We start from the raw sequence: 13,650 nt of genomic DNA on the forward strand, positions 1-13,650 counted from the left end.
CGATCGCCGTTCACCCGAGGTCACCGGCATGCTGGTGGTATGGCCGACTATGACGTGGTGATCATCGGAGGGGGCGCCGCAGGGCTCACCCTGGCCCATCACATCGGCGAGGTCAACGAACGACGCGGACGACCCCTGCGCACGGCCCTGCTGGAGCCTCCGCCCGGACCGCACACCCCGCCCCCGCGTACCTGGTGTTTCTGGGAGGAGGGGGACGGTCTCTGGGAGCCCCTTCTGGCGGCCCGATGGCGCGACCTGACCGTGGTGGGCGCCGATGGGGCGCGCCACCGCTCCGCGGCCGACCCCTACCGGTACAAGATGCTGCGCTCCGACGACGTGGTCGCGTTCGTGCGCGGCCGGGCCGACGAGTACCTCGACCAGCGGGAACTGTTCGTGACCGCTCTGAGCGACGGCCCCGAACACGCCACGGTCCACGCCACCGATCCGCGAGGGGCCGACGTCCGACTCACCGCGCGCTGGGTCTTCGACTCCCGCCCGCCGGCCGCTCGGAGCGGCGGACGCACCACCCTGCTCCAACACTTCCGGGGATGGTTCGTCCGGACCCCGAAGGAGGCCTTCGACCCCGAGAGCGCCGTGCTCATGGACCTTCGACCGCCACAGCCGTCCACCGGCGTGGCCTTCGGCTACGTGCTTCCGCTGTCCTCCCGCGAAGCCCTGGTGGAGTACACCGAGTTCGGCCGTTCCGTTCTGAGCACCGCCGAGTACGAGGCGGCCCTGGACGCCTACGGCGCCGCCATCGGGTTGGAGGACTTCGAGGTGGTCTCCTCCGAGCAGGGGGTGATCCCCATGACCGACGCGCCCTTTCCGACCCGGGTGGGGCGACGGCTGTTCCGGATCGGCGCCGCGGGCGGGGCGACCCGCCCCTCCACCGGCTACACCTTCGGAGGCGCCTCACGCCAGGCGGCCGCGGTGGCCGAGGCCCTGGCCGAGGGGCGGACCCCGATCCCGCCGGTGCCGTATCGGGCCCGGCACCTGGCCATGGACGCCGTCATGCTGCGCGCCCTGGACACCGGTCGGGTGCGCGGCTCCGACTTCTTCGCCCGGCTCTTCGCGGGGAACCGGCTCGGTGACGTCCTGGCGTTCCTCGACGGTGCCTCATCCGTGCGCCGGGAGTTGGCGATGGGGCTGACCACCCCGGTCGCGGCCATGTCCCACAGCACCCTGGACCATCTGTGGTACGTCCTGCGTTCCCGGGTCGGTCGGCCCGGTCGCGGCCTCAACGGAGCAGGTGGGTCATGGCCTCGGTGAGGGAGGAGAGGTGGCCGTCCGTGATCCGGGTGAGGGGCCCCGCCTCCCGCCAGCCGGGCCCCGCCGTGTACAAGGCCGTGCGGAGGCGACCCGCGCCGGTCGCCCGGGCGACGGCCCTCAGGGTCGCGACCCCCTGATCGCCCTTGGCGTGGCACCAGAGCACCACGGCGCTCGGCGCGGTCCGCGCGATGGTGCGCACGGTCGCCTCGGCCGGGGTGCACGGGCCCAGCACCCGTTGTGGCCGACCCCTCTCGCGCAGTGCCGCCGCCAAGGCCTCCAAGGGCAGTCCGTGCATCTCGTGCGGGAGGCACGCCAGGACCACCGGCCTCGCGGTGGAGGGGACCGGGCCGGTGACCCGTCGCAGGACCGAGGAGACCGACCACGACAGCAGGTGCTCGACCTCCACGTAGCGTCGGGTGTCCTCCCACTTGCGCCCCATTCCGTACAGCAGGGGCATGGCCAGGTTCTCCCAGGTCGCCACGGTTCCGTGCTCCTCCAGCGCCGACCACAACAGCCGTTCCACGAGCTCGCAGTCCATGCGCATGGCGGCGCGGGCGATCCCCTGGAGGAGCGGCGGCGCGGGGCCCAGGGGGAGTGTGTCCCCGCCGGAACGACGTCGTGAGGGCCGGCCGGACCCGTGGTCCGAAGGGGCGAGAGAGCCACCTGATGGGGCGTATGTGGCCTCGTGTCCGGTTCGGTGTACCTCATCCGGGGAATCCTCGGATGACACGTCGGCGGACGTGGACCGGTACGTCGGGGCGTCCTGTTCCAGGACCCGCCGTGCCGCCGAGGCGGGCGGAAAGCCCTCGCCGACCAGGCGGCACAGCTCCCGCAGCCGGTCCATGTCGGCCGGCGAGTACCGGCGGTGACCACCGGGGCTGCGTTCGCCCGGACCGATCCCGTACCGCCGGTCCCAGCTGCGCAGCGTGGTCGGCGCGACCCCGAGCAGCCGGGCCGCGGCACCGGGGGTGAGCGCGTCGTTCATGGCACCTCGACACGTTGCGAAAGCGGTGCGACTTGTGACACACGTCGCCGACCTCCGACTCTAGTCGGGAGAGCACCGAAAGGGGCCACACCATGAAACTGGACACCAGGCGTCGAACGGATCGAAGGCTCGACATCGTCTACCGGGTCGGTGCCGGGCTCACGGGACTGTTCCTCATCGGCTTCGGTATCGCCGGGCTGCTCGTACGGCTGCCGTTGTTCGACACCCAGGGCGAGGTGATCGCGGGACTGTCCACCAACGGGGCGTTGAGCTTCCTGTCGGTCGCGATCGGTTCGCTGCTGGTGGGCGCGATGGTGTTGGGCGGAACGTTCGCGTCCACCGTGTGCGTCGTGGTCGGGGTGGCCTTCGTCGTCAGCGGCCTGGTCAACCTCTACCTGATGAGCATGGGACCGAACATCCTCGCCTTCTCCATGCCCAACGTGATCTTCAGCTTCGGCGTGGGGCTGGTGGTGATGACCTTCGGCATGTACGGCCGGTTCAGCGGAGGGTTGGGCGAGGACAACCCCTACCGCCGACAGCGGGAGGCCAGGCACCACGACGCGGTCCCCGCGCCGCGCACCGAGGACTCGGGCGCGACCGCTCCCGAGGCGGGCGGCCGACACGAACACGGGGAGACCTCGGACGACGACGCCTACCGGGCGGGATACGAGTCCGGGCGGGCCGGTGAGAACGGTGACACGGGCGACCACCGTCGCGCGAACGGTACGGCCGACGGACGGCGCTCATGACGGCCGCGGACCCCGGGGGAGGGGGAGACGCCCGCCGACAGGGGCGCGGGCGCCTCGCCCTGGTCACCGGGGCCACCGGTTACATCGGGGGCCGACTGGTCCCGGAACTGCTCGACGCCGGCTATCGCGTCCGATGCCTGGCCCGGTCACCGGACAAGCTCCGCGACCACCCGTGGCGCGATCGGGTCGAGGTGGTCCGCGGCGACGTGGTCTCGGGGGAGGGGCTTCCCGAGGCCCTGGCCGACGTGGACGTCGCCTACTACCTGGTGCACTCCATGAGCGGGGGCGGCGACTTCGGCAGCGCCGACGCCGAGGGCGCCCGCACCTTCGCGAGGGCGGCGGGCGAGGCGCGGGCCGGCCGTGTGGTCTACCTGGGCGGACTCGCCCCGGAAGGGGTGCCGCTGTCGCCGCACATGGCCTCCCGGAAGGAGGTCGCCGACCTCCTGCTGGCCGGGCCGGTGCCCACGGTCGTGCTGCGCGCGGCGGTCATCATCGGCTCGGGGTCGGCGTCCTTCGAGATGCTGCGCCACCTGACCGAGCGTCTGCCCGCCATGACCACGCCCAAGTGGGTCCTCAGCCGGGTACAGCCGATCGCCGTGCGCGACGTCCTGCGCCTGCTGGTGGAGGCCGACACCCTGCCCGCCGACACCGATCGGGCCTTCGACATCGGCGGCCCCGAGACCCTCACCTACGTGGAGATGATCCAGCGGTTCGCCGCCGAGGCCGGGCTCGCCCGCAGACTCGTCATCCGGGTTCCCGTCCTGTCCCCGGGGCTGTCGAGTCTGTGGGTGGGGCTCGTGACGCCGATACCGCCGTCGATGGCCCGGCCCCTGGTGGAGTCGCTCCGTCACGACGCGGTGATGGGGGAGGACGACCTGTCCGACCTGCTGGACGACCATGAGCGGATCGGTTTCGACCGGGCGGTGGCGTTGGCGCTGCGCCGGATCGACGAGGACAGGGTGGACACCCGCTGGTCGTCGGCGTCCTGGCCCACCGCGCCCTCGGATCCTCTGCTCACCGACCCGGACTGGGCCGGTGGCAGCCTGTACTCCGACCGCCGTGCCCGTGTCGTGGACGCTCCTCCGGAGACCGTGTGGCGGGTGATCGAGGGGATCGGGGGCCGACGGGGCTGGTACTCGTGGCCGTTGGCCTGGGCCGCGCGCGGCTGGATCGACCTGGCCGTCGGTGGTGTGGGGCCGCGCCGCGGGCGCCGTGATCCCGAACGTCTCCGTGTGGGGGACTCCCTGGACTTCTGGCGGGTGGAGGAGATCGTCCCGGGGCGGTTGTTGCGCCTGCGGGCCGAGATGCGTCTGCCCGGACTCGCCTGGCTGGAGTTGGGCGTGAGCGAGGTGGACGGACGCACCGTCTATCACCAGAGGGCCCTGTTCCACCCGCGTGGACTGCCCGGACACCTGTACTGGAAGGCGGTCACCCCCTTCCACGGGGTGGTCTTCGGGTCGATGGCGGCCAATATCGCGGACCGCGCCGAACGTACGGCGGAGGAACGAGGGTCCACACCGGTGGGCACCGGCGAGGCCTGAGCCGCCCCCGTTCGCGCGGAACGCGCGAACGGGGGTAGCGTGTACCCGAAATTAGCTAGATTTCCGAGAAGCTTGTTTTTCTAGATATCTGTAGAGCGCATGAGGAAGGACCCCTCGGTGAGCACACCAAGCCAGAACCCGCCTCGACGATCACGATGGTGGGCCGGGGCCGCGCTCCTGGTCACGATCGTGTGGCTCCTCGGCGCCGGCCCCCTCGGAGCCTTCCTCGGCAGACTCGGCGAGGTCCAGACCAACGATCCCGCCGCCTTCCTCCCCGACGGCGCCGAATCCACCGAGGCCGACCGGATCGCCCAGGACTTCGACCGCGCCGACGGGGTCCCCGCCTTCATCGTGCTCTCCGGAGACGAGGCCATCACCGGTGACCGACTCGCCGAGGCCGAGACCCTCGCGGAGCGGATCGGCGAACAGCCCTGGACGACCGGCCCGGTCATCGGGCCGATCCCCGGTACCGAGGACCCCTCCGTCGCCCGGATCATCGTCTCCATCGACGACCGCCACGACACCGGCGACTCCGTGACCGAACTGCGCGCCCTCCTCGCCGACGAACCCGTCGACGGCCTCCGAGCCCAGGTCACCGGCCCCGCCGGCTACGCGGCCGACCTCTCCGCCGCCTTCGGAGGCATCGACTCCACCCTCCTGGTGGTCGCGGTCGTCGCCGTGCTGGTCATCCTCATCGCCGTCTACCGCTCGCCGCTCCTGCCGATCCTGGTCATCGTCGCCTCCCTCCTGGCGCTCGGACTGTCCGGAGCCCTCGTCTACGCCGCCGCCGACAGCGGCCTGATCAGCCTCAACGGTCAGAGCCAGGGCATCCTGTTCATCCTCGTCGTGGGGGCCTGCACCGACTACGCCCTCCTACTCGTGGCCCGCTACCGGGAGGAACTCGCGGCTAGGGAGAGCGTCACGGACGCCGTGCTCGCCGCCGTCCGAGGCGTCACCGGACCGGTCCTGGCCTCCGGCGGCACCGTCATCCTCGGCCTGCTCTGCCTGTTGGCGGCCGATCTCAACTCCACGAGCAGCCTCGGTCCGGTGGTCGCCATCGGTGTCGTCGCCGCCATGCTCGCCGCGATGACGTTCCTCCCCGCCGCCCTGGCCCTGTGCGGCCGCGCCGCCTTCTGGCCCGTCTCCCCGCACCGTCTCGGACGGGTCGAGGAACAGAGCACCGACCGGATCCTGGAACGCCACCGTCTCTGGGGCGGGATCGCCCGTCTCGTCGGTCGCCGTCCGCGCCTGATCTGGCTGTCCACCACCGCGCTGTTGCTGGCCGCGGCCGTCTTCGCGCCCCTCTTCACGGCCGAGGGCACCGGTCAGGCCGACGTGTTCCGCACCGAGGTCGAGGCGGTCGACGGCCAGGAGACCCTGGAACGCGGCTTCGGCCCCGACTCCGGGGCGGCCCCGGCGTTGGTGGTCACCGACGCCGATCGGGTCGACGAGATCGTGGCCGCCGCCGAGGACACCCCCGGTGTGGAGGTCGCGACCCCCGTGAGCGAGCCCGGGCCTCCCGGTGCGGAGGGCGCCGTACTGGTGGAGGACGGGCGGTCGCTGGTCGAGGTCGACCTGGCCGCCGTGTCCGAGACCACCGCCGCCGTCGACACCGTGCGCGATCTACGTGAGAGCGTGCACGCGGTGGCGGGGGCCGAAGCCCTCGTCGGCGGGGTCGACGCCACCGACCTCGACACGCGCGAGACCGCCCGGCGGGACTTCGCCGTCGTGGTGCCGCTCGTGCTCGTGGTGGTGTTCCTGGTGCTGATCCCGCTGCTGCGTTCGCTGGTGGCGCCGCTCCTGCTCATGGCCGTCAACGTGCTCTCGTTCGCCACCGCCCTCGGGGTGGGCACGCTGGTGTTCGATCACGTCCTGGATCTTCCGGGCGCCGACCCCGTGGTGCCGCTGTTCGCGTTCGTGTTCCTGGTGGCGCTCGGTATCGACTACAGCATCTTCCTGATGTCGCGGGCCCGCGAGGAGACCCTGGTCCACGGTCATCGGGAGGGTGTACTGCGCGCCCTCACCGTCACCGGAGGGGTGATCACCTCCGCCGGTGTGGTCCTGGCGGCGACCTTCGCGGCGCTCGCGGTGATCCCGTTGTTGTTCCTGCTCCAGTTGGCCTTCCTGGTCGCCTTCGGGGTGCTCGTGGACGCCCTGCTCGTGCGCACCCTGCTCATCCCCGCGCTGGCCCTGGACGTGGGCCCCCGCCTCTGGTGGCCCGGCCGCGCCGGAGAACAAGACCGTCCCTCTCACCAGAGGGTGTGACCGTCACGCGATCTCCCACACCAACCTCCTGGGGTGTGACCGGTTCGCGGTCTCCTGCAGCAACTCCAGGGGGTTGCCCGTTCGGGCGCCGGCGGGGTTCTGGAGGTGCCGAAGGTGGGGTCGCGAGGTACGAGTGGCCACACCGGAGGTGCCGAAGGTTCCCGCCTCCCTTGGCGCCCGAACACGGCCCGAAGCGCCAGCGGAGGGCCAAAGCAAACACTTTCGGGCCTCAACCCCGGCAGGGGGTAACGGTCACACGGTCTCCTACCTCAACCCTCTGTAGTGACCGGTAGGCGGTCTCCCACACCAACCTCCTGTGGTGACGGCCACCCGCCCTCCCGCCTCGACTCCGGAGATCCCGAAGCGAAGCGGAGGCGCAAAGCGAACACAGCCCTACAACAGCTCTCCCCGAATCTCCTCGTAGGCCTTGACGAGGGCGTCGAGGTATCCGGCCCGGGGCAGCTGTACGCCGTCGATGGCGGTGACCGGGCGGACCCCGGAGGCGGCGTTGGTGATGAAGGCGCCCGACATGCGGGTGGCGGTGACGGCGGTGAGCGGGCGGGTGGAGGCGGGGATGCCGAGCGTCTCGGCGGCCTGTTCGACGAGGCGCATGGTGACGCCGGGCAGACAGGGGGCCTGGGGCCAGACGAGCCCGGAGTCGTCGAGGAAGCCGATGTTCCAGGTGGGGCCTTCGGAGATCCGGCCGTCCACCCCCATGAAGAGGGCGTCGTCGAAACCGTCGGACTGGGCGGCGCGGCGTTGACGGATCTCGCCGAACAGGCCGGTGCTCTTGATGGTGGGGGCGTCCCGGGCGTACGGGCGGGTGCCGAGTCGGATCGGTTCGGAGGAGGGCGTGGGGGCGGGGCGGGTGGAGATGAGGATCTGGGGGAGGGGGCGTGCGGCGGGGTGGGCCAGGTCCAGGGAGGGGTCGTAGACGGTGACCCGGACGACGGAGGGCGAAGGGTGCGCGCGGGCCGCGCGTCGGGCGAGTTCGCGTACGCGGGGGATGTCGAGTTCGGTGCCGAAGAGGGTCGCGCAGTCCCGGGCCAGGCGTTCGGTGTGCAGACGCAGACCTCGTACGCGTAGATCCGTGACCAGCATGGTCGTGAAGTGTCCGTAGCCCTGGAGGGCGAGGCCGGCGAGTTCTCCCGTGCTGACGGGGCGTCCGTTCAGTTCCATTACGTGTCCCATTCTGGCACTTCGGGACCTCTGGCGGAGGAACTTGGGACCAAGATCCGTGGTGACGGTGGGGCCCGTGTGGTGTCACGGGTGGGGCCGGAGCGCCGTCCCACGCCTCGCTCAGGTCTCCGCGGCGGGGTCCATCGCGTCGAAGGCCCTGATCAGTTGCTCCTCGGAGGTCGCCAGGTACTCCGTCAGCTCCGCGGCGGCGTCCTCGGTGTCCTCGGCGACCAGCGCCAGGTGGATACGGCGGTTCCACGGCAGATAGGGGTCGTGGAACTCCTTGGGCGCGGCCATCACGTGGAAGACGAGGCGGGTCTCGGCCAGGACCTGACGCATGAACTCGTCGACCCGGGCGCTCCTGGCCAGCCCGGCCAGGGCCTCGTGGAAGCGCATGTTCGCGCTTCCCATCCGCCACCAGTCCTCTTCGGCGCGGGCGGCCTCTCCTTCGGTGACCGCGGCTCCGACCGCCTCGACCAACTCCCTCGGGGCCCGGTCCGCCTCGCGCACGGCGGGCAGTTCCAGGGCGCGTCTGGCTCTGAAGAGGTCGCGGACGTCCTCGCCGGTGGGGCGGGCGACGAACACGCCCCGGTGCATACGGTGCACCAGCAGACGCTCACGGCTCAGTAGGCGGAAGGCCTCGCGCAGGGTGTTGCGGGAGACCTGGTACTTGCGGCTGAGTCTTTCCTCGGACAGGCGCACCCCGGGGGCCAGCTCGCCTTCGATGATGAAGGTGCGGAGCATGTCGGCGACACGTTCGGCCTGGCTGGTGGGCCTGGTCAGCGCGGGTGCGGGCAACCGGTCGATGTGGTCGTCGGTCGCCGTCACGTGAGCTCCCTCGGCTGCTCGGTCGCCCGTGCGGGGCGTGGTCGTCCCTCAATGTTACGCAGCGGAGTCGGGATGTTTTTACCGGCCCGACCCTTATCAGGGATCGTCGGATTGCAGTATTGTTCAACGATCCAACAATGAGGTTGGCCACATCCCACCCCTCCCGGAGTACCTGGAGAACCGCATGAGCGACCAGACCTCGGGGTCGTCCCCGACCCCGGTGCGTCCACGTTTCGGTCGTGTGGCCCTGAGCAGTGGCCTGCTCGGCGCCATGTTCCTGATGGCCACCAGCGCCATCGGCCCCGGCTTCATCACCCAGACGACCACCTTCACCGCCCAGCTCGGTGCCGCGTTCGCCTTCGCCATCCTCATCTCGATCCTGGTCGACATCGCCGTCCAGCTGAACGTGTGGCGGGTCATCGGCGTCTCGAACATGCGGGCCCAGGACCTGGCCAACAAGGTCCTCCCCGGAGCCGGCTACCTGCTGGCGGCCCTCATCGTCTTCGGCGGCCTCATCTTCAACGTCGGTAACATCGCCGGCACCGGCCTGGGCCTGGACGCGATGATCGGCCTCGACACACGTGTCGGCGCGATCCTCTCGGCCCTCGTCGCCATCGTCATCCTCGCGGTGAAGCGGTTGGGCGCGGCCCTGGACCGTGTCCTGGTGGTCCTCGGTCTGCTGATGATCGCCCTCACCCTGTACGTGGCCGTCGTCTCCCGGCCTCCGGTGGGCGAGGCGCTGCGCCAGGCCGTGCTGCCCGAAGCGGCCGCGAGCGACCTCTTCCTGGCCACCATCACGATCATCGGCGGCACCGTCGGCGGGTACATCACCTACGCGGGCGCCCATCGGCTCATCGAGCAGGGGCGGGGCGGCCCGGAGAACGTCTCGGCCATCACGAGGGTCTCCGTCACCGGCATCATCGTCACCGGGATCATGCGTGTGGTGCTCTTCCTCGCGATCCTCGGGGTCGTCGTCGGCGGGGTCTCCCTGATGGACGCGCCCAACCCCTCGGCCGAGGCCTTCTACCAGGCCGCCGGAGAGGTGGGCCTGCGTCTGTTCGGCGTCATCCTGTGGGCGGCCGCGGTCAGCTCCGTGATCGGCGCCTCCTACACCTCGATCTCCTTCGTCACCACGTTCTCGCCGTGGCTGGAGCGGCACAAGGGCAAGCTGGTCACCGCCTTCATCGGGATCTCGCTGGGCATCTTCCTGATCTCCGGCCAGGCCCCGGGCACCCTGCTGGTCATGGCCGGAGCGCTCAACGGCGTCATCCTGCCGGTCGGCCTCGGTCTGCTGTTGTGGGTGGCCTACCGGCACTCGGCGACCCTGCTCGGCGGCTACCGCTACCCGCGTTGGCTGCTCGTCGTCGGTGTCCTGGCCTGGGCGCTCACCGTCTACATGGCGGTCAGGTCGCTGGGCGGGATCGCCGAACTCTGGCAGTGACGGACCCCATCGATCCGGGGTAGGTCGTGTTCTGTGGATCATTCCGTGCTCGCGTGGCCGGGCTTCCTCTCGCGGCGCCGACGTCGCTCGGACAGCCGAACCCGGGCTGACCTTCGCTCGTCGTCTGGCGAGAGATCGTCCGGCGGCCGCTCGCCGAGGATCGGCTCCGCCGATGCCGAACGAAAGCATCCAAAGAACACTCCCTAGACCCCCGAAAAGAGGAGCATCACGATGCGCATCGACCTCAACTCCGACCTCGGAGAGAGCTTCGGACGCTGGGAACTGGGCGACGACCGGACCCTGCTGTCCATCGTCACCAGCGCCAACGTCGCCTGCGGATTCCACGCCGGCGACCCGTCGACCCTGCGGCGCACCACCGCCGAGGCGGCCGCGCGCGGGGTGGCCGTCGGCGGCCACGTCGCCTATCGGGACCTGGCCGGGTTCGGCCGTCGCTTCGTCGACGTGCCGCCGGCCGAGCTCACCGACGAGGTCCTCTACCAGCTCGGGGCCCTGTCGGCGTTCACCGCGCTGACCGGGGAGCGCATCCGCTACGTCAAGCCGCACGGGGCCCTCTACAACGCGATCGTCCACCACGAGGCGCAGGCCGCCGCGGTCGTGGAGGCGGTCCGCGCCTTCGACCCGGAGCTGCCCGTGCTCGGCCTGCCCGGATCCCGGTTCCTGGAGAAGGCCGAGGCGGCGGGGCTGACCACCTACCGCGAGGCCTTCGCCGACCGGGCCTACACGCCCGAGGGCACCCTGGTCTCCCGGCGCGAACCCGGCTCCGTCCTGCACGACCCCGAGGCCATCGCCGCCCGCTGCCTGCGCATCGCCCGGGGAGAGCCGATCACCGCGATCGACGGCACCGAGATCCTGGTCGAGGCCGACTCCCTGTGCGTGCACGGCGACAGCCCCGGCGCCGTCGACATCGCCCGGGCCGTGGCCGAGAGGCTGCGCGCCGAAGGGGTCGACATCGTCTCCTTCACCGGGGCCTGACCGACCGCCGCGTCGGCGCACCGCCGACGACCGACCACCACGGGGCGGGCCCGCGCGCCCGCCCCACCGGAACTGGAGCAGTCCTTGCGCATCCTGAACTGCGCGGACACCGGGGTCCTGGTCGAGGTCGCCGATCTCGACCAGGTCATCGCCCTCGGCGCCGCGCTGGAGACGGCGCCCCCGCCCGGCGTGTCCGACGTCGTGCCCGCCGCGCGTACCGTCCTGCTGAGGCTGGAGCCCGGCACCGACCCCGACGCCGTCGCCTCCGCCGTCTCCGAGCTCACCCTGGACACCGACGTCGTCCGGGGGAGCGGGGAGACCGTCACCGTCCCGGTGCGCTACGACGGAGAGGATCTCGACGACATCGCCGCGCTCACCGGGATGAGCCCGCGCGAGGTCGTGCGGGCCCACACCTCGGCCACGTGGACCGTCGCCTTCTGCGGGTTCGCGCCCGGCTTCGGCTACATGGTCGGCGACGACCCCCGCCTGAACGTTCCACGACGGGGCGAGGCCAGGACCAGGGTCCCCAAGGGCGCCGTGGCGCTGGCCGGGGAGTTCACCGGTGTCTACCCGCGTGTCTCCCCGGGAGGGTGGCAGCTGTTGGGCCGTACCGACCTCGTCACCTGGGACCTGGAACGGGACCCGCCCGGGCTGCTGCGTCCCGGGGTACGGGTGCGCTTCGAGGAGGTCGTGTGAGCCGCCTGGAGATCCTGGCCACCGGCCCCATGACCACGGTGCAGGACATCGGTCGCCGTGGTCACGCCGCCCTCGGCGTGGGGCGCTCCGGCGCCGCCGACCCCCGTTCCCACGCCCTGGCCAACCGGCTGGTCGCCAACCCCGTCGGAGCCGCCACTCTGGAGGTCACCCTCGGCGGGCTCCGCGTCCGGGCCCGCGGCCCGGTGACGGTCGCGGTCACCGGTGCCCCGACCCCGGTGCGGGTGGACGGGCGCGGCGCCGCCCTCGACGAGGTCCTGCACCTGGCCGACGGGGCCGAACTCTCGTTGGGCACCCCCGCCCGAGGGCTGCGCACCTACCTGGCCGTACGCGGAGGGGTGGACGTACCGCCGGTCCTGGGGTCGCGCAGCACCGACGTGCTCGCCGGCCTGGGCCCCGCCGTCCCCGGTCCCGGCGACCTGCTCCCGGTCGGTCCCGCGCCGGCGGCCCTCCCGAACCTGGACCACGCCCCCACAGCCCCGGTCGGGGCCGACGAGGTGACGCTGCGGGTCCGTTTCGGCCCGCGCGACGACTGGTTCACCGAGGACGCCCATCGGGCCCTGCTCTCGTCCCCCTACGAGGTGACCTCCCGCAGCGACCGGGTCGGCGCCCGCCTCTCGGGCCCCGCCCTGGAACGGGCGCGCGAGGGGGAGCTGCCCAGCGAGGGCATGGTCCCCGGCTCCCTTCAGATCCCGCCCGACGGCGAACCCGTCCTGTTCCTCGCCGACCATCCGGTCACCGGCGGCTATCCGGTGATCGCCGTCGTGTGTTCGGACGACCTGCCCGACGCCGCCCAGGCCCGCCCCGGCACCCGTATCCGTTTCGTCCCGTGGAGGTAGAGCCATGAGCCCCGCACCGCCCCGTGACCCGGCCGCCCTGTCGCCCGCGCAGGCCCGGGAACTGTTCCGCGCCGGTCTGCGCGTACCCACCTCCGGCTACAGCCCCGGCCACGCCCAGGCCAACCTGCTCTGCCTACCGCGCGACCTGGCCTTCGACTTCCTGCTGTTCGCCCAGCGCAACCCGAAGTCCTGCCCGGTCCTGGACGTCACCGAACCGGGTGAGGTCTCCGCCTCGGTGTTCGACGGCGATCTGCGCACCGATCTGCCCGCCTACCGGGTCTACCGGAACGGCGAGTACGTCGAGGAGCGCTCCGAGGTGGTCGACCTGTGGCGCGAGGACCTGGTCTCCTTCCTCATCGGGTGCAGCTTCACCTTCGAGACGCCTCTCCTGGAGGCGGGGGTCCCGGTCCGGCACATCGAGGCGGGTACCAACGTCGCCATGTACAGGACCGACCGCCCCTGCCGGCCCGCCGGCCGCTTCTCCGGGCCGCTCGTGGTGTCGATGCGACCGATCCCCGCCGACCGGGTCGCCGACGCGGTGCGGATCACCTCCCGCTATCCGGCGGTCCACGGCGCTCCGGTGCACGTCGGCGACCCCGCGGCCCTGGGCATCGGAGACCTGGCCGAGCCCGACTACGGCGACCCGGTGGAGATCCGTGAGGGCGAGATCCCGGTCTTCTGGGCCTGCGGTGTCACCCCGCAGGCCGCCGTCGTGGCCTCGGCCCCCGAGTTCGCCATCGGCCACGCCCCGGGCCACATGGCCATCACCGACGTCCGCGATTCCGAGTACCAGGTGCCCTGAACCGGAACCCGGGCCCGGAGCCGGAGCCGGCCCCGGGCCCGGGCG

General features: G+C 71.8%; 12 protein-coding genes. 9 read left to right on the forward strand and 3 right to left on the reverse strand.

Annotated elements, in window-relative coordinates:
* The first annotated feature begins 39 nt into the window (after positions 1-39).
* Positions 40-1,269, forward strand: coding sequence for a lycopene cyclase family protein (locus TR33_RS21550; RefSeq protein WP_042285062.1), 1,230 nt, complete (start codon positions 40-42; stop codon positions 1,267-1,269).
* On the opposite strand, the gene TR33_RS21555 is transcribed toward TR33_RS21550, so the two are convergent.
* Complete coding sequence (locus tag TR33_RS21555; RefSeq protein WP_042285064.1) at positions 1,238-2,254, reverse strand: MerR family transcriptional regulator; 1,017 nt, start codon at positions 2,252-2,254, stop codon at positions 1,238-1,240. The genes TR33_RS21550 and TR33_RS21555 overlap by 32 nt on opposite strands.
* 92 nt (positions 2,255-2,346) lie before the next feature.
* On the opposite strand from TR33_RS21555, the gene TR33_RS21560 reads away from it, so the two are divergent.
* The 3 genes from TR33_RS21560 (at position 2,347) to TR33_RS21570 (ending at position 6,809) form a co-directional block, all read left to right on the forward strand.
* The gene (locus TR33_RS21560) at positions 2,347-3,003 is read left to right on the forward strand and encodes a DUF4383 domain-containing protein (RefSeq protein WP_014908319.1); all 657 of its coding nucleotides are present in this window, start codon (positions 2,347-2,349) and stop codon (positions 3,001-3,003) included.
* On the forward strand, positions 3,000-4,544 hold the full coding sequence (locus tag TR33_RS21565) for an SDR family oxidoreductase (protein WP_042285066.1): 1,545 nt from the start codon (positions 3,000-3,002) through the stop codon (positions 4,542-4,544). Before TR33_RS21560 ends, TR33_RS21565 begins: the two co-directional genes overlap by 4 nt.
* A 99-nt stretch (positions 4,545-4,643) precedes the next feature.
* On the forward strand, positions 4,644-6,809 hold the full coding sequence (locus tag TR33_RS21570) for an MMPL family transporter (RefSeq protein ID WP_042285068.1): 2,166 nt from the start codon (positions 4,644-4,646) through the stop codon (positions 6,807-6,809).
* Between the two features lie 393 nt (positions 6,810-7,202).
* On the opposite strand, the gene TR33_RS21575 is transcribed toward TR33_RS21570, so the two are convergent.
* Positions 7,203-7,988, reverse strand: coding sequence for an aminotransferase class IV family protein (locus TR33_RS21575; protein ID WP_042285069.1), 786 nt, complete (start codon positions 7,986-7,988; stop codon positions 7,203-7,205).
* A 120-nt stretch (positions 7,989-8,108) separates the two neighbouring features.
* Positions 8,109-8,816 carry a GntR family transcriptional regulator gene (locus TR33_RS21580; protein WP_017533653.1) on the reverse strand — a complete coding sequence of 236 codons (708 nt, stop codon included), beginning with the start codon at positions 8,814-8,816 and terminating at the stop codon, positions 8,109-8,111.
* A 184-nt stretch (positions 8,817-9,000) separates the two neighbouring features.
* Between TR33_RS21580 and TR33_RS21585 the strand changes: the two genes are divergently transcribed.
* From TR33_RS21585 to TR33_RS21605, 5 genes are all read left to right on the forward strand, one after another.
* The gene (locus TR33_RS21585; protein WP_017533654.1) at positions 9,001-10,257 is read left to right on the forward strand and encodes an NRAMP family divalent metal transporter; all 1,257 of its coding nucleotides are present in this window, start codon (positions 9,001-9,003) and stop codon (positions 10,255-10,257) included.
* A 231-nt stretch (positions 10,258-10,488) separates the two neighbouring features.
* Complete coding sequence (locus tag TR33_RS21590; protein ID WP_042285071.1) at positions 10,489-11,250, forward strand: LamB/YcsF family protein; 762 nt, start codon at positions 10,489-10,491, stop codon at positions 11,248-11,250.
* A gap of 84 nt (positions 11,251-11,334) precedes the next feature.
* Entirely contained in the window at positions 11,335-11,946 is a 612-nt protein-coding gene (locus tag TR33_RS21595; protein ID WP_017533656.1) for a 5-oxoprolinase subunit B family protein, read from the forward strand.
* Positions 11,943-12,803 (forward strand): 5-oxoprolinase subunit C family protein, encoded by an 861-nt coding sequence (locus TR33_RS21600; RefSeq protein ID WP_014909179.1) that lies wholly within the window; start codon positions 11,943-11,945, stop codon positions 12,801-12,803. Before TR33_RS21595 ends, TR33_RS21600 begins: the two co-directional genes overlap by 4 nt.
* 4 nt (positions 12,804-12,807) lie before the next feature.
* A complete protein-coding gene (locus TR33_RS21605; RefSeq protein ID WP_042285073.1) occupies positions 12,808-13,605 on the forward strand; it encodes a putative hydro-lyase in 798 nt (265 codons plus the stop codon).
* Positions 13,606-13,650: the final 45 nt, after the last annotated feature.

The sequence above is a fragment of the Nocardiopsis alba genome (assembly GCF_000710955.1).
GTDB lineage: Bacteria > Actinomycetota > Actinomycetes > Streptosporangiales > Streptosporangiaceae > Nocardiopsis > Nocardiopsis alba.